The sequence below is a fragment of the Pseudomonas sp. 3MAES_34.3B genome (assembly GCF_058145875.1).
The window spans coordinates 4,297,389-4,322,632 of record NZ_CM176960.1 but is presented as its reverse complement, the minus strand read 5'-3'; the positions used below and the strand labels follow the sequence as shown (position 1 = coordinate 4,322,632).

27 protein-coding genes are annotated in these 25,244 nt (G+C 62.1%); 22 read left to right on the top strand and 5 right to left on the bottom strand.

Features of this window, described 5'->3' with window-relative positions; genetic code table 11:
• Positions 1-43: 43 nt before the first annotated feature.
• Complete coding sequence (locus tag AC3Z8Y_RS19220; RefSeq protein ID WP_490090048.1) at positions 44-523, bottom strand: Lrp/AsnC family transcriptional regulator; 480 nt, start codon at positions 521-523, stop codon at positions 44-46.
• 135 nt (positions 524-658) lie between these two features.
• Here AC3Z8Y_RS19220 and AC3Z8Y_RS19215 point away from each other — a divergent pair, with 135 nt between their 5' ends.
• The gene (locus AC3Z8Y_RS19215) at positions 659-1,279 is read left to right on the top strand and encodes a LysE family translocator (protein ID WP_490087161.1); all 621 of its coding nucleotides are present in this window, start codon (positions 659-661) and stop codon (positions 1,277-1,279) included.
• A gap of 64 nt (positions 1,280-1,343) precedes the next feature.
• Here the strand turns inward: AC3Z8Y_RS19215 and suhB are convergent, their stop codons facing one another.
• A complete protein-coding gene (gene suhB / locus AC3Z8Y_RS19210) occupies positions 1,344-2,159 on the bottom strand; it encodes a type III secretion system regulator SuhB (RefSeq protein WP_181111340.1) in 816 nt (271 codons plus the stop codon).
• 145 nt (positions 2,160-2,304) lie between these two features.
• Here suhB and trmJ point away from each other — a divergent pair, with 145 nt between their 5' ends.
• The 21 genes from trmJ (at position 2,305) to AC3Z8Y_RS19105 (ending at position 20,946) form a co-directional block, all read left to right on the top strand.
• Complete coding sequence (trmJ, locus tag AC3Z8Y_RS19205; RefSeq protein ID WP_490087160.1) at positions 2,305-3,063, top strand: tRNA (cytosine(32)/uridine(32)-2'-O)-methyltransferase TrmJ; 759 nt, start codon at positions 2,305-2,307, stop codon at positions 3,061-3,063.
• Positions 3,064-3,831: a serine O-acetyltransferase gene (gene cysE, locus AC3Z8Y_RS19200; RefSeq protein ID WP_490087159.1), complete on the top strand. Its 768-nt coding sequence runs from the start codon at positions 3,064-3,066 to the stop codon at positions 3,829-3,831. It abuts the gene before it with no gap.
• 175 nt (positions 3,832-4,006) lie between these two features.
• Positions 4,007-4,513 carry a Fe-S cluster assembly transcriptional regulator IscR gene (gene iscR / locus AC3Z8Y_RS19195; protein ID WP_181111343.1) on the top strand — a complete coding sequence of 169 codons (507 nt, stop codon included), beginning with the start codon at positions 4,007-4,009 and terminating at the stop codon, positions 4,511-4,513.
• 39 nt (positions 4,514-4,552) lie between these two features.
• Complete coding sequence (locus AC3Z8Y_RS19190) at positions 4,553-5,767, top strand: IscS subfamily cysteine desulfurase (RefSeq protein WP_181111344.1); 1,215 nt, start codon at positions 4,553-4,555, stop codon at positions 5,765-5,767.
• A gap of 53 nt (positions 5,768-5,820) precedes the next feature.
• Positions 5,821-6,207: a Fe-S cluster assembly scaffold IscU gene (iscU, locus tag AC3Z8Y_RS19185; protein ID WP_002552476.1), complete on the top strand. Its 387-nt coding sequence runs from the start codon at positions 5,821-5,823 to the stop codon at positions 6,205-6,207.
• Positions 6,208-6,243: 36 nt separating this feature from the next.
• Positions 6,244-6,567, top strand: a complete 324-nt coding sequence (iscA, locus tag AC3Z8Y_RS19180; protein ID WP_181111345.1) for an iron-sulfur cluster assembly protein IscA — start codon at positions 6,244-6,246, stop codon at positions 6,565-6,567.
• 8 nt (positions 6,568-6,575) lie between these two features.
• Positions 6,576-7,097 (top strand): co-chaperone HscB, encoded by a 522-nt coding sequence (hscB, locus tag AC3Z8Y_RS19175; RefSeq protein WP_181111346.1) that lies wholly within the window; start codon positions 6,576-6,578, stop codon positions 7,095-7,097.
• A gap of 40 nt (positions 7,098-7,137) precedes the next feature.
• A complete protein-coding gene (hscA, locus tag AC3Z8Y_RS19170; RefSeq protein WP_490087158.1) occupies positions 7,138-9,000 on the top strand; it encodes a Fe-S protein assembly chaperone HscA in 1,863 nt (620 codons plus the stop codon).
• A gap of 3 nt (positions 9,001-9,003) precedes the next feature.
• Positions 9,004-9,345 carry an ISC system 2Fe-2S type ferredoxin gene (gene fdx, locus AC3Z8Y_RS19165; protein ID WP_490087157.1) on the top strand — a complete coding sequence of 114 codons (342 nt, stop codon included), beginning with the start codon at positions 9,004-9,006 and terminating at the stop codon, positions 9,343-9,345.
• Positions 9,346-9,359: 14 nt separating this feature from the next.
• Positions 9,360-9,560 carry a Fe-S cluster assembly protein IscX gene (iscX, locus tag AC3Z8Y_RS19160; protein WP_490087156.1) on the top strand — a complete coding sequence of 67 codons (201 nt, stop codon included), beginning with the start codon at positions 9,360-9,362 and terminating at the stop codon, positions 9,558-9,560.
• A gap of 87 nt (positions 9,561-9,647) precedes the next feature.
• Positions 9,648-10,073: a nucleoside-diphosphate kinase gene (gene ndk, locus AC3Z8Y_RS19155; protein ID WP_181111350.1), complete on the top strand. Its 426-nt coding sequence runs from the start codon at positions 9,648-9,650 to the stop codon at positions 10,071-10,073.
• A 28-nt stretch (positions 10,074-10,101) separates the two neighbouring features.
• The gene (rlmN, locus tag AC3Z8Y_RS19150; RefSeq protein WP_490087155.1) at positions 10,102-11,250 is read left to right on the top strand and encodes a dual-specificity RNA methyltransferase RlmN; all 1,149 of its coding nucleotides are present in this window, start codon (positions 10,102-10,104) and stop codon (positions 11,248-11,250) included.
• A 22-nt stretch (positions 11,251-11,272) separates the two neighbouring features.
• Positions 11,273-12,031, top strand: coding sequence for a type IV pilus biogenesis/stability protein PilW (gene pilW, locus AC3Z8Y_RS19145; RefSeq protein ID WP_490087154.1), 759 nt, complete (start codon positions 11,273-11,275; stop codon positions 12,029-12,031).
• Positions 12,031-13,044 carry a RodZ domain-containing protein gene (locus AC3Z8Y_RS19140; RefSeq protein WP_490087153.1) on the top strand — a complete coding sequence of 338 codons (1,014 nt, stop codon included), beginning with the start codon at positions 12,031-12,033 and terminating at the stop codon, positions 13,042-13,044. Before pilW ends, AC3Z8Y_RS19140 begins: the two co-directional genes overlap by 1 nt.
• Positions 13,045-13,049: 5 nt before the next feature.
• Positions 13,050-14,159, top strand: a complete 1,110-nt coding sequence (gene ispG, locus AC3Z8Y_RS19135) for a flavodoxin-dependent (E)-4-hydroxy-3-methylbut-2-enyl-diphosphate synthase (protein WP_490087152.1) — start codon at positions 13,050-13,052, stop codon at positions 14,157-14,159.
• A 40-nt stretch (positions 14,160-14,199) separates the two neighbouring features.
• On the top strand, positions 14,200-15,486 hold the full coding sequence (gene hisS / locus AC3Z8Y_RS19130; RefSeq protein WP_490087151.1) for a histidine--tRNA ligase: 1,287 nt from the start codon (positions 14,200-14,202) through the stop codon (positions 15,484-15,486).
• A gap of 48 nt (positions 15,487-15,534) precedes the next feature.
• Positions 15,535-16,176, top strand: a complete 642-nt coding sequence (locus AC3Z8Y_RS19125) for a YfgM family protein (protein WP_181111356.1) — start codon at positions 15,535-15,537, stop codon at positions 16,174-16,176.
• The gene (bamB, locus tag AC3Z8Y_RS19120; RefSeq protein WP_490087150.1) at positions 16,169-17,320 is read left to right on the top strand and encodes an outer membrane protein assembly factor BamB; all 1,152 of its coding nucleotides are present in this window, start codon (positions 16,169-16,171) and stop codon (positions 17,318-17,320) included. Before AC3Z8Y_RS19125 ends, bamB begins: the two co-directional genes overlap by 8 nt.
• A gap of 116 nt (positions 17,321-17,436) precedes the next feature.
• Positions 17,437-18,900 (top strand): ribosome biogenesis GTPase Der, encoded by a 1,464-nt coding sequence (gene der, locus AC3Z8Y_RS19115; RefSeq protein WP_490087149.1) that lies wholly within the window; start codon positions 17,437-17,439, stop codon positions 18,898-18,900.
• A 118-nt stretch (positions 18,901-19,018) separates the two neighbouring features.
• Positions 19,019-20,167, top strand: a complete 1,149-nt coding sequence (locus AC3Z8Y_RS19110) for a pyridoxal phosphate-dependent aminotransferase (RefSeq protein ID WP_490087148.1) — start codon at positions 19,019-19,021, stop codon at positions 20,165-20,167.
• The gene (locus AC3Z8Y_RS19105; RefSeq protein ID WP_490087147.1) at positions 20,155-20,946 is read left to right on the top strand and encodes an amidohydrolase; all 792 of its coding nucleotides are present in this window, start codon (positions 20,155-20,157) and stop codon (positions 20,944-20,946) included. Before AC3Z8Y_RS19110 ends, AC3Z8Y_RS19105 begins: the two co-directional genes overlap by 13 nt.
• Before the next feature lie 71 nt (positions 20,947-21,017).
• Here AC3Z8Y_RS19105 and leuA read toward each other — a convergent pair whose 3' ends face one another.
• From leuA to xseA, 3 genes are all read right to left on the bottom strand, one after another.
• Positions 21,018-22,688, bottom strand: a complete 1,671-nt coding sequence (leuA, locus tag AC3Z8Y_RS19100; protein WP_490087146.1) for a 2-isopropylmalate synthase — start codon at positions 22,686-22,688, stop codon at positions 21,018-21,020.
• Positions 22,689-23,011: 323 nt separating this feature from the next.
• On the bottom strand, positions 23,012-23,839 hold the full coding sequence (locus AC3Z8Y_RS19095) for a peptidoglycan DD-metalloendopeptidase family protein (protein WP_490087145.1): 828 nt from the start codon (positions 23,837-23,839) through the stop codon (positions 23,012-23,014).
• A gap of 2 nt (positions 23,840-23,841) precedes the next feature.
• Positions 23,842-25,221, bottom strand: a complete 1,380-nt coding sequence (xseA, locus tag AC3Z8Y_RS19090) for an exodeoxyribonuclease VII large subunit (protein ID WP_490090047.1) — start codon at positions 25,219-25,221, stop codon at positions 23,842-23,844.
• Between the last annotated feature and the right edge of the window lie 23 nt (positions 25,222-25,244).

Below are 25,244 nucleotides of genomic sequence, written 5' to 3'. Positions count from 1 at the left end.
GCGGCGGGGCCGGCCACCCGGCGCTCGCGAAGGGTCTCCTGTGCTAGCCAACCCGCTTCACAGGAAACGCCGTGAACGGCTTGATCTCCTTCAGTACGAACATGCTCTGCATCTCCTTGATGCCGGGCAGCCGCCGCACCACCGACATGGCAAAGTCCGCGAAGCTGTCCAGGTCTGGCGCCACTACTTGCAATAAAAAGTCTGCGTCCCCGCCAATGCTGTAACACGCCACCACGTCCTCGAGCTGCAGCACTTCTTCCTCGAATTTCCTCGCTTCGGCTTCGCTGTGGCTACCGATATTGATTCGAATGAACACCATCACGCCCAGGCCAATGCGCCTGCGATCGAGCACTGCACGGTAACCCTGAATAAACCCATGTTCTTCCAGATGGCGAACGCGGCGCCAGCACGGTGAGGCAGACATGCTGAGCTTCTCGGCGAGGGTCTGATTCGTGATGCGGCCGTCTTGCTGCAACGCAGCGAGAATCTTCAGGTCCGTGGACGATAATGTAGGTGCGGTAATTCATTCCTCCTTGATGCAGGATTACGGTAAAACCTATCGATACTGTTAGGCCGAGAGGTCAAAGTAGGTCAGTTATTTCATCGCAAAGGTATAGCTTGTTCGCTATCCAATCCATGCGAAAAGGAAGCTGAATGTATGCCAGACGTTACCCAGGCCCTGACCTATTCCGCGGCGTTGGCCGTCGCGGCCGCCATTCCCGGGCCTGGAATGGCAGCCCTTGTGGCGCGGAGCGTGAGCGGGGGCGCGATCTCGGGTCTTTGCCTGCTGGGAGGTCTGATACTGGGGGACCTGGCCTATTTATCGCTCGCGGTGTTCGGGCTTGCCCTTGTCGCTGAACATTTCGCGGCGCTGTTTCAGTTTGTGCGGTGGGCCGCCGCGCTCTATCTCGGTTACCTGGCGTGGCAGTTCTGGACGGCGCGCCACGACGCGGTGGAAACGGGCAAGGTTGAGGATGCCCGCGCGCGGTGGGCGGCGGCGATATCTGGCCTTACCATCACGCTGGGGAATCCAAAGACCATCGCGTTCTACCTGGCCATTCTTCCTCTGGTCATTGACCTTCAGAGCGTAAGCCTTGGTGTGTGGGCGCTGATGCTGGTGCCGCTTACCATCCTGGTGTTGCTCGCGGTGGGCGGGGCCTTTGTGTTCGCGGCCGTGCGTATACGGCACCTGCTCGGCAGTGCGCGAGCCCAGCGGCGGGTGTTCCGTGGCGCCGCAGTGATGATGGTGGTGGCGGCCGCGTCAATGCTGGTTCGCTGACATTCGTCGCCCATAAAAAAAGCATCCCGAAGGATGCTTTTTCGTCACCGGTGACGCCTTCGGATCAGCGCTTGATCGAGGGCGGCAGGTGCGGTTGGATGGCGGTAAGTACCGCCTTGAAGCACTTGGTGTTGCCCGCCACGATGTGGCCTTTCTCGAGGAATTCGTGACCGCCGGTGAAGTCGCTCACCAGGCCGCCCGCTTCCTGAATCAGCAGTGCGCCAGCAGCCATGTCCCATTCCGACAGGCCCGATTCCCAGAAGGCGTCGAAACGGCCGGCGGCTACATAGGCCAGGTCGAGGCTGGCGGAACCGGCACGGCGGATGCCGGCGGTTTGCCCAACCAGGCTGCGGAACATCCCCAGGTAGTTGTCCAGGTAGTCCATCTGGTTGTCGCGGAACGGGAAGCCGGTACCCAGCAGGGCACCTTCCAGGCCGCGGCGGGCGCTGACGCGGATGCGCCGGCCATTCACAGCGGCGCCACGGCCGCGGCTGGCGGTGAATTCTTCCTGGCGGACAGGGTCCAGCACCACGGCGTGCTCGAGGCGGCCGCGGTATTTGCAGGCGATGCTCACGGCAAAATGCGGAACGCCGCGCACGAAGTTGGTAGTGCCGTCGAGCGGGTCGATGATCCAGAGGTAGTCCTCGCCCTCGCCGCTACCGGCGTGCAGGCCGCTTTCCTCGCCCAGGATCCCGTGGTTAGGGTAAGCCTTGCGCAGCGCGGTGATGATCGCCTGCTCGGCGGCGCGGTCGACTTCGCTGACGTAGTCCTTGGCATCCTTTTCATCGACCTTGATGCTATCCAGCCGCTCGATGGAGCGGAAGATCAGTTCACTGGCGCTGCGGGCGGCGCGCAGCGCGATATTCAGCATGGGCTGCATGGATGTTCTTTCACCTGGTCATTAAAAAGAGCCGCGCATTCTAACAGAAAAGCCGCCGCCAAGAAGTGGGCCTTGGGCCTTCATAGCGTTGCTTTCGTCGCTTCTGTAGAATTTGCCCCCTTTTCTACTACGGGGAGCGCTCAAGGTGCTGCAGAACATCCGCATCGTTTTGGTGAACACCAGCCATCCCGGCAACATCGGCGGCGCCGCCCGCGCCATGAAAAACATGGGCCTGTCGCGCCTGGTTCTGGTGGACCCGCACGTCTTCCCTTCACCCGAGGCCAGTGCCCGCGCGTCGGGGGCCGACGATATCCTCGCCAATGCCCAGGTGGTACCCACGCTTGAGGAAGCGCTGGTGGGCTGTAGCCTGGTGATGGGTACCAGCGCCCGCGACCGCAGCCTGCCCTGGCCGTTGCTCGATCCGCGCGCCTGCGCCAGCAAGGCCGTGGAGGATGCCCGCGCAGGTGGAGAGGTGGCGCTGGTATTCGGCCGCGAGCACGCCGGCCTTACCAATGAAGAGCTGCAACGTTGCCATTTCCATGTGCACATTCCCTCGGCGCCGGAGTTCAGCTCGCTCAACCTGGCCGCCGCGGTGCAGGTGCTCGCCTACGAAGTTCGGCTGGCCTTCCTGGCGCTGGCACAGGTTGCGCCAACCGAGCCGGCCGAGGCTCCGGTAGAGCTCGCCACCGCCGAGGAGCTGGAAGGGTTCTATGGCCATATGGAAGCCACGCTGGTGGACATCGGCTTTCTGGACCCGGAAAAGCCCCGGCACCTCATGGCCCGCCTGCGTCGCTTGTACAGCCGCTGCCGCCTGGAGCGCACGGAAGTGAGTATCCTGCGCGGTATTCTCACCGAAACCCGCAAAACGGCCCGGGGTGAACCCCACAAGCGGAAGGACCATTGAATGTTCGAGCGCATGCGAGAAGACATCCAGAGCGTGTTTCACCGCGACCCGGCGGCACGTAATACGTTCGAGGTGCTTACCTGCTATCCCGGGCTGCACGCCGTATGGTTGCATCGGATAGCCCATCGCCTCTGGCGGGCGGGCTGGAAATGGCTTGCGCGGTGCGTTTCAAACTTCAATCGGTGGCTCACTGGCGTGGAGATCCACCCGGGTGCGCGGATCGGCCGGCGCTTCTTCATTGACCACGGCATGGGCATCGTTATTGGCGAAACGGCCGAGATCGGCAACGACGTTACGCTCTATCAGGGTGTGACCCTTGGCGGCACCACCTGGAATGCGGGCAAGCGGCACCCCACCCTGGAAGATGGCGTGGTGGTGGGTGGGGGCGCCAAGGTGTTGGGCCCGTTTACTGTCGGTGCTGGTGCCAAGATCGGTTCCAACGCGGTGGTCACCAAGCCGGTTCCTGCGGGCGCCACGGCGGTCGGCATTCCGGCGCGTATCATCGTGAAGCGTGACGAAAGCCAGGAAAGCCGGCGCAAGGCCATGGCGGACAAGATCGGTTTCGATGCGTATGGGGTCACGGAAGACATGCCTGACCCTATCGCCAAGGCCATTGGCCAGTTGCTGGATCACCTGCATGCGGTGGACGGCCGACTGGAGGGCATGTGCGGCGCGCTCACCCGGCTGGGCAGCGATTACGCTGCCAAGGACCTTCCCGAGCTGCGCGAAGCGGATTTCGCCTGTGTGAAGGAGCAGGCGCAGTCCTAACCGCAGGCCAATGCCCACACAAGCCAAGCGGCGCTAGAGGGATTGTGTGCTATCATCCGTCGCCGCTTCCCGCCTAATCCCGAGTAAATTAGTAGGTCTTATAGTTGACTTAAATACTCGGGAATCGCATACTTGCCCCATCGCGTCCCTTTCCGCAAACCGTGGTAACAGAACCGTGCGACTGACAACCAAAGGCCGATACGCCGTGACCGCCATGCTTGACCTGGCGTTGCACGCACAGCGTGGGCCCGTGTCGCTGGCCGATATTTCCGAGCGCCAGGGCATTTCCCTTTCGTACCTCGAGCAGCTGTTCGCCAAGCTTCGGCGCGGCAACCTGGTATCGAGTGTGCGCGGCCCTGGCGGCGGCTATCAGCTGTCCCGGGACATGCAAGGGATTCAAGTCGCTCAGGTGATCGATGCGGTGAACGAATCGGTCGATGCCACTCGGTGCCAAGGCCTGGGTGACTGCCATGCCGGCGATACCTGCCTCACGCACCACCTCTGGTGTGACCTCAGCCAGCAGATCCACGAGTTTTTGAGTGGTATCAGCCTGGCAGATCTGGTTACCCGCCGCGAGGTGCAGGAAGTCGCCCAGCGCCAGGACCAGCGCCGCTGTGCTGGCCAGGCCGCGATTCCGGACATGCCCGTTCTCGAAAAGATAGAAACATCTGCCGTCGACTGACCGCCGTAGAGCGGAGCGCGCCTGATTAGGAGATTCCCGATGAAATTGCCGATTTACCTGGACTATTCCGCGACCACCCCTGTTGATCCGCGGGTTGCCGAGAAAATGATCGACTGCCTCACCATGGAGACGAACTTCGGTAACCCCGCGTCGCGCTCCCACGTGTTCGGCTGGAAGGCCGAGGAAGCGGTTGAGAACGCTCGCCGTCAGGTCGCCGATCTGGTCAATGCCGACCCGCGCGAAATCGTGTGGACATCCGGGGCTACCGAGTCCGATAACCTTGCCATCAAGGGCGTCGCGCACTTCTATGCCAGCAAGGGCAAGCACATCATCACCAGCAAGATCGAGCACAAGGCGGTTCTGGATACCACTCGCCAGCTCGAGCGCGAAGGTTTTGAAGTGACCTACCTGGACCCGACCGAAGACGGCCTGATCACCCCGGCCATGGTCGAGGGCGCGCTGCGTGACGACACCATTCTGGTTTCGATCATGCATGTGAACAACGAAGTCGGCACTATCAATGACATCGCTGCCATTGGCGAACTGACCCGTGCCCGTGGCGTGCTGTTCCACGTAGACGCCGCTCAGTCCACCGGCAAGGTAGACATCGACCTGCAGGCGCTCAAAGTCGACCTGATGTCCTTCTCGGCCCACAAAACCTATGGCCCCAAAGGCATCGGTGCGCTTTATGTAAGCCGCAAGCCGCGTGTGCGCCTCGAAGCGCAGATGCACGGCGGTGGCCACGAACGCGGCATGCGTTCCGGTACCCTCGCTACCCACCAGATCGTGGGCATGGGTGAAGCCTTCCGCATCGCCAAGGCAGACATGGCCAAGGATCGCGCTCACGTACAGGCACTGAGCGATCGCTTCTTCAAGCAGGTCGAACACCTTGAAGAGCTGTACGTGAACGGCAGCCAGGTTGCGCGGGTGCCCCATAACCTGAACCTGAGCTTCAACTACGTCGAGGGCGAGTCGCTGATCATGGCACTCAAGGACCTCGCGGTGTCGTCCGGTTCGGCCTGTACGTCCGCCTCGCTGGAGCCGTCCTACGTGCTTCGCGCGCTGGGCCGCAACGACGAACTGGCACATAGCTCCATTCGCTTCACCTTCGGGCGCTTCACTACCGAAGAAGACGTCGACTACGCCGCCGCCAAGGTGTGCGAGGCCGTGACCAAGCTGCGCGCATTGTCGCCGCTGTGGGACATGTACAAGGACGGCGTCGATATTTCGAAGATCGAGTGGGCTGCGCACTGACAATCAAAGCCGCCACCCAGAGCGGCTTCATGAATTGATGAGGAGTACCTAGCATGGCTTACAGTGAAAAGGTCATCGACCACTACGAGAACCCGCGTAACGTCGGCAAGATGAACGCTGAAGATCCGGACGTTGGTACCGGAATGGTCGGCGCGCCAGCTTGCGGCGACGTAATGCGCTTGCAGATCAAGGTCAACGAACAGGGCGTGATCGAAGACGCCAAGTTCAAGACCTACGGCTGCGGCTCCGCCATTGCTTCCAGTTCGCTCGCTACCGAGTGGATGAAAGGCAAGACCCTCGACGAGGCGGAAACCATCAAGAATACCCAGCTGGCCGAAGAACTGGCGTTGCCGCCGGTGAAGATCCACTGCTCGGTACTCGCTGAAGACGCCATCAAGGCTGCCGTTCGCGATTACAAGCAGAAGAAAGGCCTGCTTTAATCGCTTCAAACGTATGCTTGCACGCTAGGAGTTACGATGGCCATCAGCATGACAGAAGCCGCCGCCAACCACGTTCGCCGCTCCCTCGATGGGCGCGGGAAAGGGGAGGGCATTCGCCTAGGTGTCCGTACCACCGGATGCTCGGGCCTGGCGTATGTGCTCGAGTTCGTTGACGAAACCGCCGACGAAGACGAGATCTTCGAAAGCCACGGTGTGAAGGTGATCATTGATCCCAAGAGCCTGGTTTACCTGGACGGCACCGAGCTGGATTTCGTGCGCGAAGGGCTGAACGAAGGCTTCAAGTTCAATAACCCCAACGTGCGCGGCGAATGTGGCTGCGGCGAAAGCTTCAACGTTTGAGGACGCTTGTGGGTACTCCCTGTCACTTTGCCTTGTTCGATCTCAAGCCGGCGTTTCGCCTGGACCTCGATCAGCTGGCTGCTCGCTATCGCGAGCTGGCGCGCGCGGTGCATCCCGACCGCTTCGCCGATGCGCCCGCGGTCGAGCAGCGCCAGGCGTTGGAAAAATCCGCCGCCCTGAACGATGCCTACCAGACGCTCAAGAGCGCGCCTCGGCGTGCCCGGTACCTGCTGGCGGTGAGTGGCCACGAAGTGCCTCAGGAAGTGACGGTCCACGACCCGGATTTTCTGCTGCAGCAGATGCAATGGCGCGAGGAACTCGAAGACCTGCAGGATGCGGCCGACCTCGATGGCGTGGCTCGTTTCAAGCAACGGCTAAAGGCTGCGCAGGTCACCCTCGACGATGACTTTGCCGCTTGTTGGGACCAGCCCGCCGAGCGCGAACAGGCCGAGCGCCTGATGCGCCGCATGCAGTTCCTCGACAAGCTTTCCCAGGAAGTGCGCCAGTTGGAAGAGCGCCTCGACGATTAACCCTGTGCCGCTTCGGTCGCACGCCTGAAAACAGACAAGCATGGCTCTACTTCAGATCGCCGAACCCGGCCTGAGCCCTCAACCGCATCAGCGTCGGCTGGCGGTGGGGATCGACCTGGGCACCACCAATTCCCTGGTTGCCGCCTTGCGCAGCGGCCTGTCCGAAACCCTGCCTGATGCGCAGGGCGAAGTCATTCTGCCTTCCGCGGTGCGTTATCACGCCGACCGCGTAGAGGTTGGCATGGCCGCGCGGCAAGCGGCAGCCACAGACCCGTACAACACGATCGTGTCGGTAAAACGGCTGATGGGGCGCGGCATCGCCGATGTCCATCAGTTGGGCGAGCAACTGCCGTACCGCTTTGCCGAGGGCGAGTCGCATATGCCCTTCATTGAAACGGTACAGGGGCGCAAAAGCCCGGTGGAAGTGTCGGCGGAGATACTCCGCACTTTGCGCCTGCGGGCCGAAGCCAGCCTGGGCGGCGATCTGGTCGGCGCGGTGATCACAGTACCCGCCTACTTCGACGACGCTCAGCGCCAGGCGACCAAGGATGCTGCCCGGCTTGCCGGCCTGAACGTGCTGCGCCTGCTCAACGAGCCCACCGCCGCAGCCGTGGCCTATGGCCTGGATCAGCAGGCTGAAGGCCTGGTCGCTATCTATGACCTGGGCGGCGGTACCTTCGATATTTCCATCCTGCGCTTGTCGCGCGGCGTGTTCGAAGTGCTGGCCACCGGCGGCGATAGCGCGCTGGGCGGCGATGATTTCGACCATGCGATCGCCACCTGGGTGCTCGAGCAGGCTGGGTTGTCGTCAGACCTTCCGCCAGCGGCGCAGCGCGAGTTGCTTCAAGTGGCGTGCGCGGCGAAAGAAGCGCTCAGTGCCACCGAAGCCGTGTCAGTGGCCTATGGTGGCTGGGCCGGTGAGCTATCTCGCGAACGTTTCGAGGCGCTGATAGAACCGTTGCTGGCCCGTAGCTTGAAGGCCTGTCGCCGGGCGGTTCGTGATTCTGGCGTAGAGCTGGAAGAAATCGGCGCGGTGGTGATGGTAGGCGGTTCTACTCGCGTGCCTCGCGTACGCCAGGCCGTGGGCCAACTGTTTGGCCGCGAACCGCTCACCACCATCGACCCCGACCAGGTCGTTGCCATCGGCGCGGCCATCCAGGCCGATACGCTGGCGGGCAACCAGCGCGATGGCGAAGCCTTGCTGCTGCTGGACGTGATTCCACTGTCCCTTGGGCTTGAAACCATGGGCGGGCTGATGGAAAAGGTCATTCCCCGCAACACCACCATTCCGGTCGCCCGTGCTCAGGAATTCACCACCTACAAGGACGGCCAGTCGGCCATGGTGATTCATGTGCTGCAGGGTGAGCGTGAGCTGGTGAGCGACTGCCGTTCCCTTGCTCGCTTCGAGCTGCGTGGTATCCCGCCGATGGTCGCCGGTGCGGCGAAAATTCGAGTGACCTTCCAGGTGGATGCCGACGGCCTGCTCAGCGTGTCCGCGCGGGAGCTGGCGTCTGGCGTGGAGTCGAGTATCCAGGTCAAGCCGTCCTACGGCCTTACCGATGGCGAAATTGCCCGCATGCTCAAGGACTCCTTCGAGTACGCCGGCCATGACAAACAGGCCCGCCAGCTGCGCGAGCATCAGGTGGATGCCGAACGCCTGCTTGAAGCCGTGCAAGGCGCGCTCGAAGCGGACGGTGACCGCTTGCTCGACGCCGAAGAGCGTCTGGCGATCGAATACCAGATGCAGGAACTCCGTGATTTGATGACCGGTACCGATGGCGCCGCCATCGAGCAACAAACGCGCCGTCTGTCGCAGGTAACCGATGCATTTGCCGCCCGTCGCCTTGATTCGACGGTAAAAGCCGCACTGGCCGGGCGCAACCTGAACGAGATTGAGGAGTAAGCAATGCCCAGGGTTGAATTCCTGCCGCATGAAAAATTCTGCCCTAACGGGCTTGTGGTGGAAGTACCGTCCGGGACCAATATCCTGGAGCTGGCCCACGAGCATCACATCGAGATGGAAAGTGCCTGCGGCGGCGTGTGCGCCTGCACCACGTGCCATTGCGTTGTACGCAAGGGTTTCAACTCGCTGGCCGAGGCTGACGAGATGGAAGAAGACATGCTTGACAAGGCCTGGGGTCTGGAAGCGCAGTCTCGCCTGGCGTGCCAGGTGACGGTGGGCAATGAAGACCTGACCATCGAGATTCCCAAGTACTCGCTTAACCATGCAGCCGAAGCGCCGCACTGATCGGGAAGCCAATCATGAGTCTCAAATGGGTGGACGTGCAGGAGATCGCCATTCAGTTGTCGGAAGCACATTCCGACGTCGATCCTCGTACCATCAGCTTCCCCAAGCTGCGTAAGTTGGCGATGGAGCTGCCGGATTTCGACGACCACCCCGACCGCTGCGGCGAGAAGGTGCTCGAGGCGATCCAGGCGCACTGGATCGAAGAAGCGGATTGAAATGTTCCGCCGTTAGGAAATACCTCCAAACCCGCGTATAATTCGCGGGTTTAATTTTTGCTTAACTCACTGTTTCTGGAGTGTCACATGGCTGTTCAACGCACTTTCTCCATCATCAAGCCCGACGCCGTTGCCAAGAACGTCATCGGCAAGATCACCACTCGCTTCGAAGACGCCGGCCTGCGCGTTGTCGCTTCCAAACTCAAGCAACTGTCCAAGGCCGAGGCCGAAGGCTTCTATGCCGAGCACAAGGAGCGTGGTTTCTTCGGTGATCTGGTTGCCTTCATGACTTCCGGCCCGGTTGTGGTTCAGGTTCTGGAAGGTGAAAACGCCATCGCCCGCAACCGCGAGCTGATGGGCGCTACCGATCCGAAGAAAGCAGACGCTGGCACCATCCGCGCTGACTTCGCCGACTCCATCGACGCCAACGCTGTCCACGGTTCGGATTCCGAAGCCGCTGCTGCTCGCGAAATCGCTTACTTCTTCGCTGCTACCGAGGTAACCACTCGCTAAGCGAACGCTTACGAGTGAGGGTGAATCCATGACTTTATCTACTGACAAAATCAACTTGTTGGGCCTTACCCGCCAGGAAATGGAAAATTTCTTCGACACGCTCGGGGAAAAACGCTTCCGCGCCGGTCAGGCGATGAAATGGATTCACCACTTTGGCGTCGATGATTTCGACGCCATGACCGACTTCGGCAAGGCCCTGCGCGCCAAGCTCAAGGCCTGCGCTGAAATTCGCGGGCCCGAAGTGGTCAGCGAAGACATCTCCGCCGACGGTACCCGCAAGTGGGTAGTACGTGTGGCCTCGGGCAGTTGCGTCGAGACCGTGTACATTCCTCAGGGCAAGCGCGGCACCCTGTGCGTGTCTTCTCAGGCGGGCTGTGCCCTGGATTGCAGCTTCTGCTCCACGGGCAAGCAAGGCTTCAACAGCAACCTCACCGCCGCCGAAGTGATCGGCCAGGTGTGGATTGCCAACAAATCCTTCGGCAGCATTCCGGCAACTGTCGACCGTGCCATCACCAACGTGGTGATGATGGGCATGGGCGAGCCGCTGCTGAACTTCGACAACGTCGTCTCCGCCATGCACCTGATGATGGATGACCTGGGTTACGGCATTTCCAAGCGCCGCGTTACCCTGTCTACCTCCGGCGTGGTGCCGATGATCGACGAACTCGCCAAACACATCGATGTGTCGCTGGCCCTGTCGCTGCATGCGCCCAATGACGCGCTGCGCAACGAGCTGGTGCCCATCAACAAGAAATACCCCCTCGCGGTGGTACTCGATTCCTGCAAGCGCTACATGGCCGCCCTCGGCGAAAAGCGCGTGCTCACCATCGAGTACACCCTGCTCAAGGACGTGAACGACCGTCCCGAACATGCCGAGGAAATGATCGAGCTGTTGCGCAACGTGCCCTGCAAGGTCAACCTCATACCGTTCAACCCGTTCCCGCATTCGGGCTACGAGCGCCCCAGCAACAATGCTATCCGCCGCTTCCAGGATGCCCTGCACCACGCAGGCTTCAATGTGACGGTACGCACCACGCGGGGCGAAGACATCGATGCGGCGTGTGGCCAGCTGGTCGGGCAGGTCATGGACCGCACCCGTCGCAGCGAACGTTACATTGCGGTGCGTCAGCTGGAAGCCGACGCCGAAGTGCTCGCCCATAATGGCAGCCGTCCCTGAGCGGAACCCAGAGAGGAACTCAATGACCCAGCGCACCGCGCTCCTGCTTTTGTTGACCCTTGTGCTCACTGGCTGCGTTACCACCGGCAAGGTGAACCCGATGGACACCCGGCATGGCCGGGAGCAGGCGCGTGATGCCTACATTCAGCTGGGCCTGGGTTATCTCAAGCAAGGCGATGCCGAGCGCGCGAAAGTCCCATTGAAAAAGGCTCTGGACCTCGACAGCTCCAGCGCGGATGCCAATGCGGCGCTGGCTTTGGTGTTCCAGACTGAAGGCGAAACCGAGCTTTCCGAGCAGCATTTCCGCAAGGCATTGTCCTCGCGGCCAGGCGATGCGCGTATCCTGAACAACTACGGCGGCTTCCTTTACGAGCGCAAGCGCTACAAGGATGCCTACGAGAAATTCCAGGAGGCTGCTGCCGACAGCCTCTACCCGGAGCGTTCCAGGGTATTTGAAAACCTTGGGATGACCGCGTTGATGCTGGGCAACAAGGATGAAGCAAAGCAGCTGCTGGACAAGGCGCTGCGCCTGAACCGCCAACAGCCCCGGGCGCTGCTTGAAATGGCCGAGCTGTCATACGAAGCGCAGCAATATGTCCCGGCGCGCGATTACTATGAGCGCTTCAGCCAGCTGAGCGAGCAGAATGCCCGTAGCCTGCTGCTGGGCACGCGCCTGGCGAAGCTGTTCGATGACAAGAACCGGGCCGCCAGTTATGGCCTGCAACTGAAAAGACTCTATCCCGGCACGCCGGAATATCAGCAATACCTGTCGGAGCAATGATGAAAGCGGCGCATCCCGAAGTTGTAGCAGCGGCTCGCACGAATCCCGGCGAAACCCTGCGCCAGGCCCGCGAAAGCAGAAGCTGGTCGTTGCAGGAGGTCGCGGCGCGGCTGAACCTGACCACCACCTCCCTGGCCAACCTGGAGTCCGGTGCCTTCGAACGGCTACCCGGCCATACCTTTGCGCGTGGCTACATCCGGGCCTACGCTAAGCTATTGGGCATGGACCAGACCCCGCTGGTGGAAGCATTCGACCATTTCACGGGTACCAACGCGCAGGGTTCGGCCGTGCATGGCCTGGGCCGCATCGAGGAACCGGTGCGCTTGTCCCACAACATTCTTCGCATTGTCAGCCTGTTGCTGCTGGTGCTGGTCATCGGTGGCGGCTTCCTTTGGTGGCAGGACCAGAACGCTTCGCGCGGCCGTGATCAGGCGGGTACCGCCATGGAGCACGTCGAAGTCGAAAGCGCCGACGGCACCACCCAGATCCATCCGATCGACGAGCCGGAGGACCAGGCTCTGGTCGATAGCCAGGCCGCGCCAACGCCAGGTGCCGATACCGCCGCGTCAGGTTCCCCGCAAGGGTCGGCTGGGGCCACTGCCCCAAGCGAACCCGCGGTTACAGCGCCTTCAACGACCGTGACCACGCCAGCCGCTCCCACCGCGCCGGCTGCTACAGCACCGCATACGCCGGCGCCTGCCGCTACGCCCGCCGCGCCAGCCATCGCGCAGCCAGCGGTACCCGCTACCGAGGCCGCCGCGCCGGTTGCCGGAGGAGGCCAGGTGCAGATCCAGTTCGTCGCCGACTGCTGGACCCAAGTCACGGACGCTACAGGCAAGGTGCTGGTCAGCGCACTCAAGCGCAAGGGCGACAGCCTGGACGTCAGCGGCAAGCCACCCTTCCAAGTACGCCTGGGCTTCGCCCGTGGCGCGCAGGTCACGTATAACGGCGCGGCCGTCAATGTGGCACCGTTCACCTCGGGCGAGACCGCTCGCCTGAAACTGGGGCAATAACTGTCATGCACGGCGAATCTCCGATCAAGCGTCGCGAATCCCGGAAAATCTGGGTGGGCTCCGTCCCGGTGGGTGGCGATGCCCCTATCGCGGTGCAGAGCATGACCAACACCGACACCCTGGACGTGCTGTCGACCGTTGCCCAGATCGCCCGGCTTGAAGAGGCCGGTGCCGACATCGTGCGGGTGTCCGTGCCGGACATGGACGCCGCCGAGGCGTTCGGCAAGATCAAGCAGCTCGTGAACGTGCCGCTGGTGGCCGATATTCACTTCGACTACCGCATTGCGTTGCGCGTGGCTGAATTGGGCGTGGATTGCCTGCGTATCAACCCGGGCAACATCGGCCGGGAAGACCGCGTAAGGGCTGTGGTCGATGCGGCCCGGGACCGTGGCATTCCGATCCGGATCGGCGTGAATGCCGGCTCGCTCGAGAAAGACCTGCAAAAGAAATACGGCGAGCCTACGCCTGAAGCGCTCGTGGAGTCGGCGCTGCGGCACGTGGAGCACCTCGACCGGCTGGACTTCCAGGACTTCAAGGTGAGCGTGAAGGCTTCCGACGTGTTCATGGCCGTTGCTGCCTACCGCCAGCTGGCCGGTCAGATCATCCAGCCCTTGCACCTGGGCATCACCGAGGCGGGCGGGCTGCGCTCCGGCACGGTCAAATCCTCTGTGGGCCTGGGAATGTTGCTGGCCGATGGCATCGGCGACACTATCCGCATCTCGCTGGCCGCCGACCCGGTCGAAGAGGTGAAGGTAGGCTTCGATATCCTGAAATCCCTGCGCCTGCGTTCACGTGGCATCAATTTCATCGCATGCCCCAGCTGCTCGCGGCAGAATTTCGACGTGGTGAAAACCATGAACGAGCTGGAAGGGCGCCTTGAAGACCTGCTGGTGCCGTTGGACGTTGCGGTGATCGGCTGCGTGGTCAACGGGCCCGGCGAGGCCAAGGAGGCCCATGTGGGCCTTACCGGTGGCACGCCAAACCTCGTTTACATCGACGGCAAGCCGTCCCAGAAGCTCACCAATGACAACCTGGTGGAACAGCTCGAGCGGCTGATTCGCCAGAAGGCGGCGGAAAAGGTCGAAGCTGACGCGGCATTGATTGCCCGCGGTTGACGCTCCAGGCGCCTGATAACTGATTCGTTAAGGACACCCCGTGACAAAAGCTCTGCAAGCCATCCGTGGCATGAACGACATCCTGCCCGAGCAGACCCCGCTGTGGCGTTACTTCGAAGGCACCGTGGCCGGCTTGCTGGACAGCTATGGCTATCGCCAGATCCGCATGCCTATCGTCGAGTTCACCGAGTTGTTCAAGCGCTCGATCGGCGAAGTCACCGACATCGTGGAAAAAGAGATGTACACCTTCGAGGACCGCAACGGTGATTCACTCACCCTGCGCCCCGAAGGTACCGCAGCCTGCGTGCGTGCGGTGCTGGAGCACGGCATCACCGGTGGTGGCCAGCCCCAGAAGCTCTGGTACGTAGGCCCGATGTTCCGGCATGAGCGCCCGCAGAAAGGCCGCTATCGCCAGTTTCACCAGATCGGCGTGGAAGTGTTCAACCTCGCCGGGCCGGATATCGACGCCGAACTGATCGCGCTTACCTGGCGGCTCTGGGGTGCCTTGGGCATTCGTGACGCGGTGACCCTGGAGCTCAACAGCCTGGGCACCAGCGAAGCCCGCGCCCGTTATCGCGACGCGCTGGTGGCATTTCTTTCCGAACGGCTGGAGCAGCTGGACGAAGACAGCCAGCGTCGCCTGCAGACCAACCCGCTACGCATCCTCGACAGCAAATCGCCAGAAACCCAGGCGCTGCTGGTGGATGCGCCCAAGCTGGCCGATTACCTGGACGAAGAGTCCAAGGTGCATTTCGAAGGCCTGAAGGCCCGGCTGGACGCGGCGGGCATTCCGTACGTCATCAATCCAAAGCTGGTTCGTGGCTTGGATTACTACTCCAAGACGGTATTCGAGTGGGTGACCGACAAGCTCGGGGCCCAGGGCACCGTCTGCGCGGGTGGCCGTTACGACGGGCTGGTGGAGCAGATGGGCGGCAAGCCTACCCCAGGCGTTGGGTTTGCCATGGGCATCGAGCGGCTTATCCTGCTGCTCGAAACCCTGGAGCAAGTCCCGGAATCCATTGCCCGCCAGGTAGACGTTTACTTGTGCGCGATCGGCGATGCAGCCGAACTGGCCGCGCTTACCCTGTCCGAGCGGCTGCGCGATGGCTCGCCTGCGTTGCGGCTGCAGGTGAATGCGGGCGGCGGCAGTTTCAAGAATCAGTTCAAGAAAGCCGACCGAAGCGGGGCGTTGTTCGCCCTCGTGCTGGGGGAGGACGAGCTGGCCCGCGAGGTGGTAGGGTTCAAACCTTTGCGCGGGCAGGGCGAACAACAGGAAATCGCCTGGGACGCGCTGGCCGATCATCTCGCCAGTGCCTTGCAGGCCTGATCAACCGCCCACCAGGGCAAGACGTTTATAAAACACAGGAGTATCGGGGTGTCGGGTAGCGATGATGAACAGCTCGTCCAGTTCAAGGACTGGTGGCAGCGCAACGGCAAGCCCTTGGTCACCGGCGGCCTGCTCGCGCTGATCGTGGTCTTTGGCTGGCAGGGTTGGCAGAAGTATCAGGGCAACCAGGCTCAGGGGGCGTCCAGCTTGTACCAGCAATTGCTGGAAACGGCGCTTACGCCTTCGGGCAAGCCAGAGCAGGCCAAGGTGGACTACCTCGTTGGCGAGCTGGAAAAGAACTACGCCGGCACGGCCTATGCTCAATACGGCAAGCTGTTCCAGGCCAAGGTCAACGTGGACGCAGGCCGTCCCGACGCCGCGGCAGGCCAGCTGCAAACCGTGATCGACAAGCCAGCCAACCCTACCCTGGGCGAAGTGGCGCGCGAGCGCCTGGCACAGGTGCTGGCGGCACAAGGCAAGGCCGAGGACGCGCTCAAACTGCTCGACGGCCAGGCTGACAAGGCGTTCGTTGCCAGCCGCGAAGAGCTGCGTGGCGACCTGCTGGTGAAACTGGGCCGGGCCGGCGATGCCGCCGCTGCCTATCGCAAGGCCAAGGACGCCCTGGCCGATGACGCCGCTGTAGGCGACCTCCAACTCAAGCTCGACGACCTGGCCAAAGGGGATGCGTGACGTGATTCGATGGAAACATGCGGTATTGCTGGCGCTGGCCGTTGCGGTCGTCGGATGCAGCAGCAACAGCAACAAGGAACTGCCCCCGGCGGAACTGACCGACTTCAAGGAAGAGGTTACGCTGAGCAAGGTCTGGAGCGAGTCCATCGGTGATGGCCAGGGCAAGACCTACAACATGCTGGTACCTGCCGTGGAGAACAACACCCTCTACGCAGCTGATACCACTGGCCTGGTGATGGCGCTGGACCGCATGAACGGCGACGTCCAATGGAAGAAGGACATGGAAATGCCTATCTCCGGCGCCGTAGGCGTGGGCAGCGGCATGGTCATGTTCGGCACCCTGCGCGGCGACGTGGTGGCACTGGATGCCGCCAACGGTGAAGAGCGCTGGCGCGCCCACGTAAAAGCCGAGGTGCTGGCCCCGCCGGCGACCAATGGTGACGTGGTAGTGGTGCAAACCCAGGACGACCGGCTGGTCGGGCTGGACGCCAGCAATGGCAACCAGTTGTGGATCTACGACAGCACCCCGGCGGTGCTGACGCTGCGTGGTACCAGCGCTCCGCTGGTGACGAACCAGTTGGCCGTGGCTGGCTTGTCCACTGGCAAGGTTGTAGCGCTGGATATCCGTAACGGTACGCCGGTATGGGAAACCCGCGTTGCAATCCCGCAGGGCCGTTCCGAACTGGATCGGGTAGTGGATATCGACGGCGGCCTGCTGCTGTCGGGCGGCACGCTGTACGTATCGACCTATCAGGGCCGCATGGCGGGCCTGGAGCTGGAAAGCGGCCGTGTGCTGTGGCAGCGCGACGCCTCCAGCTATGCTGGCGTGGCGCAGGGCTTTGGCAGCGTGTATGTCGCCGAGGCCACCGGTACGGTCGAAGGCGTGGATGAGCGTTCTACCACCGCATTGTGGAGCAACGATTCGCTGGCCCGTCGTCAACTGACCGCGCCGGAAGTGTTCTCCAGCTACATCGCCGTCGGCGACATGGAAGGTTACCTGCACCTGCTGAGCCAGGTGGATGGCCGCTTCGTTGGCCGTACCAAGATCGACGGTGACGGCCTGCGTGCCCGGCCGCTGGTGGTAGGCGACATGCTGTATGTGTACGCCAACAGCGGCAAGCTCGAGGCGCTGACCATCAAGTAATGCTTGCTATGCTTGGGGCTGAACGCCCCGGGCGCGCGGGGCGATCCCGCATTCGTTAATGGCCGCTGCCCCCGCAGCGGCCTTTGCCTTTCTGAAATTCCGAAGTGGAGAGCCGCATGGTTCCCGTAATCGCCCTGGTGGGCCGCCCCAATGTGGGCAAATCCACCATGTTCAACCGCCTGACCAAGAGCCGCGACGCTATCGTCGGTGACTTGTCCGGCCTCACTCGCGACCGCCAATACGGCGAGGCGGTCTGGCAAGGCCGCTCCTACATCGTCATCGACACCGGTGGGATCACCGGGGACGAGGCGGGCATGGACGAAAAGATGGCCGAGCAATCGTTGCTTGCCATCGAAGAAGCCGACCTGGTGCTGTTCATGGTGGACGCGCGTGCGGGTTTCACCGCCGCCGACCAGATGATCGCCGAGCACCTGCGCAAGCGGAACAAGCGCTCGCTGCTGGTTGCCAACAAGGTCGACAATATCGACCCTGAAATGGCACGCGCCGAGTTCGCGCCGCTGGGCATGGGCAACGCCATCCCGGTCGCCGCCTCCCAGGGCCGTGGCATGAACAGCCTGCTGGAAACCGCCCTCGGGGAATACCCCCGCGACCCCTCTGAAGAAGAGGAATTCGGTGAAGTTGGCGAAGGCGAGGAACCCGTCCGCGTTCCCGGCCCGAGCGAAAAAGACGGTGTAAAAATCGCTATCATCGGCCGGCCCAATGTGGGCAAGTCGACCCTGGTGAACCGCATGCTCGGCGAAGAGCGCGTGATCACCTATGACGAGCCGGGTACCACCCGCGACAGTATCTACATTCCGTTCGAACGCGATGGGGACAAGTACACCCTCATCGATACCGCGGGTGTGCGCAAGCGCGGCAAGATCCACGAGGAAGTTGAAAAGTTCTCGGTGGTGAAAACCTTGCAGGCCATCAAGGACGCCAACGTGGTGATCTTTGTGATGGACGCTCGTGAAGGCGTGGTGGATCACGACCTGAACCTGCTCGGCTTTGCGCTGGAAACCGGCCGTGCCATCGTCATCGCCCTGAACAAGTGGGACGGCATGGAGCCGGGCGAGCGCGAATACGTGAAAACCGAGCTGCAACGCCGGTTGTTCTTCGTGGACTTCGCTGACATCCATTTCATCTCGGCCCTTCACGGTACCGGCGTGGGCCACTTGTACGGCTCGGTGCAGGCTGCCTTCAAGTCGGCCATCACCCGCTGGCCCACCAGCCGCCTCACGCAAATCCTGGAAGACGCCATTAGCGACCACCAGCCGCCGATGGTCAACGGCCGCCGGATCAAGCTGCGTTACGCTCACCTGGGCGGTGCCAACCCGCCGCTGATCGTGATCCACGGCAACCAGGTCGAGAAAGTCCCGCGTTCGTACACCCGCTTCCTCGAAAACACCTACCGCCGTGTGCTGAAGCTGGTAGGTACGCCTATTCGTATCGAATACAAGGGTGGCGAGAACCCGTACGAAGGCAAGAAGAACACCCTCACCGATCGCCAGGTCAACAAGAAGCGCCGGTTGATGTCGCACCATAAGAAGGCCGAAAAGAAGCGCAAGGACAAGCGTTAACCGAAACGGGCTTTGCGCATCGGTGATGCTGCGCTGCTTTTGAAGTGCCTGGCGCCCGTTGATCGGCTATCCTGCGCCTTCGCCCGGCATACCGGGCGCAGGCCAGCAGGGGACCCGCATGATCGCCAGTAAACTGCCGAATGTCGGCACCACCATCTTCACCACCATGTCGCAGCTCGCCGCTGAAACCGGCGCACTGAACCTGAGCCAGGGCTTTCCCGATTTTGACGGCCCGCTGGCACTGCGCGAAGCCGTTGCCCGCCATGTGATGGACGGGCACAACCAGTATTCCCCGATGACTGGCCTGCCGGCCTTGCGTGAGCAGGTAGCCGCCAAGATCGAGCGCTGCTATGGCGCGCAGGTAAACCCCGACCTTGAAGTGACCATCACCCCCGGCGCCACCGAAGCCATCTTCTGTGCAGTGCAGGCCATCGTTCGGCCCGGTGATGAAGTGATCGTGTTCGACCCCGTATACGACAGCTACGAGCCCTCGGTGGAACTGGCCGGCGGCCGCTGCGTGCATGTGCAGCTAAGCCCTGGCACCTTCACTATCGACTGGGAACGGCTCACTGCGGCGCTCAGCCCACGCACACGCCTGATCATGCTCAACAGCCCGCATAACCCGAGCGGTGCCCTGATCAGCCAGAGTGATCTGGACCGGCTGGCAGTGCTGGTGGAGCAGCGCGGGCTGTATGTGATCAGCGACGAGGTGTATGAACACCTGGTGTACGACGGTGTGAGACACGCCAGTATATTGGCCCATCCCGGGTTGTACCCAAGGGCCTTCGTGGTGAGCTCCTTCGGCAAGACCTATCACGTTACCGGCTGGAAAACCGGCTACGTGGTCGCGCCGCCAGCATTGAGCGCGGAGCTGCGCAAGATCCACCAATACGTGAACTTCTGTGGCGTTACGCCGCTGCAATGGGGGCTGGCCGACTACATGGGCGCGCATCCGGAGCATGTGGACGAACTGCCAGGCTTCTATCAAGCCAAGCGCGACCTGTTCTGCGACTTGCTCGACCGCTCGCGCTTCACCTTTACCCGCACGCCTGGCACCTATTTCCAAGTGGTGGATTACAGCGCCATTCGCCCGGACCTGAACGACGTCGAGATGTCGCTGTGGCTCACCCGGGAGCACGGCGTAGCCACCATACCGATTTCCGTGTTCTATCAATCCCCGGTGGAAGGCCAGCGGTTGGTGCGCCTATGCTTTGCGAAACGGGAAGACACCCTGCGAGCGGCAGCGGAGAGACTATGCGCGATCTGAATGAACTGCCGGATCTGAAGCTGGCATTGGTGCAGAGCGATCTGGCCTGGCACGACCGCTCCGCTAACCTGAGCCGTTTTGGCGAGCTGCTGGAGCAGGCGCGGGGCGCGGACCTGATCGTGCTTCCGGAGATGTTCACCACCGGGTTTTCGATGGATTCGGCCAGCCTGGCCGAGCCGGAACAAGGGCCTGCCAGCGAGTGGCTGTTGCAGCAGGCAGCAAGCCTGGATGCGGTGGTAACGGGTACTGTGATCGTGCAAGCCGCGGACGGTAGCTATCGCAACCGCCTGTTGTGGGCCAGGCCAGACGGCACGCTGCTTCACTACGACAAGCGGCACCTGTTCCGCATGGCCGGCGAGCATGAGCACTACACGGCCGGCGAGCGCCAGGTGCGGCTGGAGCTCAAGGGCTGGCGAGTTCGGCCGCTGATCTGCTACGACCTGCGCTTCCCGGTATGGAGCCGCGATGCGGAGAATACCGACTTGCTGCTCTACACCGCCAACTGGCCCGGCGCGCGGCGGCACCATTGGAACCGCTTGCTGCCGGCCCGGGCGATTGAAAATCTGTGCTACGTTGCAGCGGTGAACCGCGTAGGCACCGACGGCAAGGGCTACGCCTACACCGGCGACAGCCAGGTGCTGGATTTCCAGGGCAAAACGCTGCTCAACGCAGGCGATGCCGAAGGCGTTTTCCATGTGAGCCTGAGCAGCGCCGGCCTGGCCACGTACCGCACCCGCTTCCCGGCGCACCTGGATGCCGACCGGTTCGAGATTTCGTAGGAGCTGGCGGCAGCCAGCGAACCGGGCATAAAAAAGCCGACCCCGAGGTCGGCTTTTTCACATCTGTAACCTTACGCCGCTTGCGCGGTGCGCTGGCTGAGGGAGCGATTCAGCGCGCTGAACAGCGCCTTGAAGCTGGCAGTGGTGATGTTTTCGTCGATACCGATACCGTGCACCGGGCGTTCGCCGGCCACCCGCAGTTCGATGTAGGCCGCCGCCTTGGCGTTGGTACCCGAGCTGATCGCGTGTTCGTTGTAGTCCATGATCTCCACATTGATTGGCAGGGAGGTGACCAGCGCTTCCAGCGCGCCGTTGCCTTTGCCTTTCCAGTGAAGGGTTTCGCCGTCGCTGCTGATTTCCACATACACCTGGCTGTTGCCGTTTTCTTCAGTCAGGCGATGGCTTACCAGCGCATAGGGCAGGTTGGCTTGCAGGTATTCTTTCTGCAGCAACTTGTAGATCTGCTCGGCGGTCATCTCCAGCCCCAGGCGGTCGGTTTCACCCTGCACCACCTGGCTGAACTCGATCTGCATGCGGCGCGGCAGGCTGATGCCGTATTCCTGCTCCAGCAGGTAAGTGATGCCGCCTTTGCCGGACTGGCTGTTGACCCGAATCACCGCCTCGTAGCTACGCCCGATATCGGCGGGGTCAATCGGCAGATAAGGCACTTCCCACAGGGTGCCTTCCTTCTGCTGGGTAAAGCCCTTGCGGATAGCATCCTGGTGAGAGCCGGAAAACGCGGTATGGACCAGATCACCCACGTAGGGGTGGCGCGGATGCACTGGCAGCTGGTTGCACTCTTCGACCACCTTGCGCACGCCGTCGATGTCCGAGAAATCCAGCTGCGGGTTGATGCCTTGGGTGTACAGGTTCAGGCCCAGGGTCACCAGGTCTACGTTACCGGTTCGCTCGCCATTACCGAACAGGCAACCTTCCACGCGATCCGCGCCCGCCATCAGGCCCAGCTCTGTTGCCGCTACACCGGTGCCACGGTCGTTGTGGGTATGCAGGCTGATCAGCACGCTGTCGCGACGGCTCACGTTACGGCAGAACCACTCGATCTGGTCGGCGTAAACGTTGGGCGTAGACACCTCTACAGTCGCTGGCAGGTTGAGGATGATCTTGTGCTCCGGCGTCGGGTTCCATACCTCGATCACCGCATCACACACTTCCTTGGCGAACTCCAGCTCGGTGGCGCTGAATGTTTCAGGGGAGTACTGGAAGGTCCACTGGGTTTCAGGCTGCTGCGCGGCGTACTTCACGAACAGCTTGGCCGCGTTGACCGCGATCTCTTTCACGCCTGCCTTGTCCTGGTTGAACACGATGCGGCGGAACGAAGGCGACGTTGCGTTATAGAGGTGGACGATGGCCTTTTTCGCGCCGCGCAGGGATTCGAACGTGCGGGCGATCAAATCTTCGCGTGCCTGGGTCAACACCTGGATGGTGGTGTCTTCAGGCACATGGCCGTCTTCGATCAGCGTGCGGATGAAGTCGAAATCGGTTTGAGAGGCGGAAGGGAAGGCCGCTTCGATTTCTTTTACGCCTACCTTGACCAGGGTTTTCCAGAACCGCAGCTTTTTCTCCGCATCCATCGGCTCGATCAGCGACTGGTTGCCGTCACGCAGGTCCGAGCTGCACCAGATAGGCGCCTCGGTGATGGCCTTGGACGGCCAGGTGCGGTTGGGCAAGTCGATGGTCGGGAATGCACGGTATTTGCTGGACGGGTCTTTGAGCATGGTCATGATCGTTTTCCTTGGTCGGCCCACCTGAGGGCTGCCTGAATGCTTAAGGTATGAAGCGCGCCTGGCGACAAGATTCAGCCCGGTAGTCGGTAGCTGACCAGATTCAGGCTCAGGTGCTGGCGGAGCAGAATGTGCGTGCTTGAGTTGTTCATGACTCAAACCCTAACCAGTGCAGAGAAAGATCGCAAGTGAGCGGAAAAAATTAGTATAAAAAACCAAATGGTCTCGCAGTTCAGGCGGAAAACAACGATAAATAGCCATAAGCGATTAAAAATTGCGCGTACTTTAAAAGTGCGAAATACCCGCTTGGTAGCTGCTCCCGCTCACTGCGCTCCGATAAATATCGCCGGGTCTACCCGCGCGTCGTTCAGGCTCACATTCCAGTGCATATGCGGGCCGGTCGCACGCCCGGTGCTGCCAACCCGGCCTACCACGGCACCGCGAGGCAAGGCCTGGCCTACGTCCACATCCACCTTGGACATATGGCAGAACATGCTGATAAACCCTTGGCCATGGTCCACAAACACCGTTTTGCCGTTGAAAAAGTAATCGCCAACCAGGACTACCTTGCCTGCGGCAGGGGTTTTGATCGGCGTGCCGGCGGGTACGGCGAAATCGAGCCCGGCATGAGGGTTGCGCTCCTCGCCATTGAAGAACCGCCGCACGCCAAAACGGCTCGATAGCGGGCCATTCACTGGCTTGTCCAGCAACAGGTTGCTCGGCGTACCAGGGCTGAAGCTGGCATAGGCGCGGTTCTGTTCCGCCAGCTCTTTATTGATGCGGGTGAGATCTTGGGGCTCAGGGTTCACCTGCCGCTTGTTCTTCAACGTGATTCGCTGCTCAGGGTAGGCCTTGGCCGCCACGTTGAACGTCACATTACGCGTGGCGCCTCCTTGCCGCACCTGTAATGCCTGCGGGCCAGGCGGTGTCTTCAGCGAGATCCCGGCCACGGCGCGCCAGGTTCCTTGCTCATTGATCACCATCACCGGCTTGCCCTCCAGGAATACCTGCGGCGCGGCTGGAGCAGCTCCAAGCTCTACCACCGCCACACCGCCCGGTACGGGCCGGTTCAACTGGCGGGTAAGGTAGCTGTCGGCCCAGGCGGGTAGGGCGGCCGCGGCGAGCAGGGCCGCGCAGAGCAATCGATACATGATCAATCCAACAACGAAAGGGTGACAGGGGCTACATGGTTGTCTTCAACCCGTACGCTGAGCTTGCCTTCGCCCAACCGCGCGGTGAGGCGCTGGCCGGGTGCGGCTTGCTCGGCGCGGCGGATGGCGTGGCCGCGGTCGTCGAGCAGGATGCTGTAGCCGCGGCCAAGGGTTGCCAACGGGCTGACGATATTCAACGCCTGGGCCTGGGTTTGCAGGCGCAGCCGCTCCGCACGCAGGCGTTCTTGCATCACCCGGGGAAGCCGCGCGCGCAGCTGTTCCAGCCGTTGTTGCAGCAACGCCAGCGCGCGCCCCGGATGCTGTGCGGCCAGGCGCGCATCCAGATGCATCAGCCGCTGCTGGCGGTGCACCAAGGCCGCATTGAAAGCGCGGCGCAAGCGCATGTCCAGGTCGTCCAGCCGTTGTGCCTGCTGACGAACCTTTTCGCCAGGGTGGCGCAACCGGCGGCTCAGCCCTTCGAGGCGCAACCTGTCGTGCGCCAGGCGGTGCTGCATGCGCAACAACAGGCGGCGCTGCAAACCGGCCAGCTGGCGTTGCAGGTCGTTGCTGTCGGGGGCCAGTAACTCGGCGGCTGCGGTGGGGGTAGGGGCGCGCACGTCGGCAACGAAGTCACTGATCGACACGTCCGTTTCATGGCCGATCGCGCTGACCACCGGCGTAACGCACGCATCCACCGCACGGGCCACGGCTTCTTCGTTGAAGCACCACAGGTCTTCGAGCGAGCCACCGCCACGGGCGAGGATGATTGCATCGAAGCCATGGCGGTCCGCCAGGCCCAGTGCGCGGACGATTTGCCCTATGGCTTCGCGCCCTTGAACCGCTGTGGGAATGACCGTGAGTTGTACTTGCGGCGCACGCCGGCGGAACACGCTGATGATGTCGCGTATCACCGCGCCGCCCGGGGAGGTGACGATGCCGATGCGCCGAGGATGGGCCGGCAAGCTTTGCTTGCGCTCGGCACTGAACAACCCCTCGGCGCTGAGCTTTTCCTTCAGCGACTCGAAGGCCAGGCGCAGAGCGCCATCTCCGGCAGGCTCGACGGTATCAAGGATGAGTTGATAGTCCCCGCGCCCTTCGAACAGCGACACCTTGCCACGAACCTTTACCGCGAGCCCGTCCCTCAATGCCTGGCGCACGCGGGCGGCGTTCTGCCGGAACAGTGCGCAGCGCACCTGAGCGCCAGCGTCCTTGAGGGTGAAATAAAGGTGGCCGGAAGCGGGGCGCGCGAGGTTGGAAATCTCGCCCTCAACCCACACGCTGCTGAACACGTCCTCAAGCAGCACGCGAGCGCGGCCGTTGAGCTGGGAAACCGTGAGGACCTGGCGATCCAGGCCGAGCCTGGCAAAGGGATCGTTATTCATGTCTGGATAATAAAGCCAAGCTT

Coding starts and splice junctions, on each gene's coding strand:
- iscA (WP_181111345.1), top strand. CDS start 6,244: ATGGCCATCAGCATGACAGAAGCCGCCGCCAACCACGTTCGCCGCTCC.
- pilW (WP_490087154.1), top strand. CDS start 11,273: ATGACCCAGCGCACCGCGCTCCTGCTTTTGTTGACCCTTGTGCTCACT.
- ndk (WP_181111350.1), top strand. CDS start 9,648: ATGGCTGTTCAACGCACTTTCTCCATCATCAAGCCCGACGCCGTTGCC.
- iscX (WP_490087156.1), top strand. CDS start 9,360: ATGAGTCTCAAATGGGTGGACGTGCAGGAGATCGCCATTCAGTTGTCG.
- iscU (WP_002552476.1), top strand. CDS start 5,821: ATGGCTTACAGTGAAAAGGTCATCGACCACTACGAGAACCCGCGTAAC.
- suhB (WP_181111340.1), bottom strand. CDS start 2,159: ATGCAGCCCATGCTGAATATCGCGCTGCGCGCCGCCCGCAGCGCCAGT.
- rlmN (WP_490087155.1), top strand. CDS start 10,102: ATGACTTTATCTACTGACAAAATCAACTTGTTGGGCCTTACCCGCCAG.
- der (WP_490087149.1), top strand. CDS start 17,437: ATGGTTCCCGTAATCGCCCTGGTGGGCCGCCCCAATGTGGGCAAATCC.
- AC3Z8Y_RS19105 (WP_490087147.1), top strand. CDS start 20,155: ATGCGCGATCTGAATGAACTGCCGGATCTGAAGCTGGCATTGGTGCAG.
- bamB (WP_490087150.1), top strand. CDS start 16,169: ATGCGTGACGTGATTCGATGGAAACATGCGGTATTGCTGGCGCTGGCC.
- fdx (WP_490087157.1), top strand. CDS start 9,004: ATGCCCAGGGTTGAATTCCTGCCGCATGAAAAATTCTGCCCTAACGGG.
- AC3Z8Y_RS19110 (WP_490087148.1), top strand. CDS start 19,019: ATGATCGCCAGTAAACTGCCGAATGTCGGCACCACCATCTTCACCACC.
- hscA (WP_490087158.1), top strand. CDS start 7,138: ATGGCTCTACTTCAGATCGCCGAACCCGGCCTGAGCCCTCAACCGCAT.
- AC3Z8Y_RS19190 (WP_181111344.1), top strand. CDS start 4,553: ATGAAATTGCCGATTTACCTGGACTATTCCGCGACCACCCCTGTTGAT.
- xseA (WP_490090047.1), bottom strand. CDS start 25,221: ATGAATAACGATCCCTTTGCCAGGCTCGGCCTGGATCGCCAGGTCCTC.
- AC3Z8Y_RS19095 (WP_490087145.1), bottom strand. CDS start 23,839: ATGTATCGATTGCTCTGCGCGGCCCTGCTCGCCGCGGCCGCCCTACCC.
- leuA (WP_490087146.1), bottom strand. CDS start 22,688: ATGACCATGCTCAAAGACCCGTCCAGCAAATACCGTGCATTCCCGACC.
- AC3Z8Y_RS19140 (WP_490087153.1), top strand. CDS start 12,031: ATGAAAGCGGCGCATCCCGAAGTTGTAGCAGCGGCTCGCACGAATCCC.
- cysE (WP_490087159.1), top strand. CDS start 3,064: ATGTTCGAGCGCATGCGAGAAGACATCCAGAGCGTGTTTCACCGCGAC.
- ispG (WP_490087152.1), top strand. CDS start 13,050: ATGCACGGCGAATCTCCGATCAAGCGTCGCGAATCCCGGAAAATCTGG.
- AC3Z8Y_RS19215 (WP_490087161.1), top strand. CDS start 659: ATGCCAGACGTTACCCAGGCCCTGACCTATTCCGCGGCGTTGGCCGTC.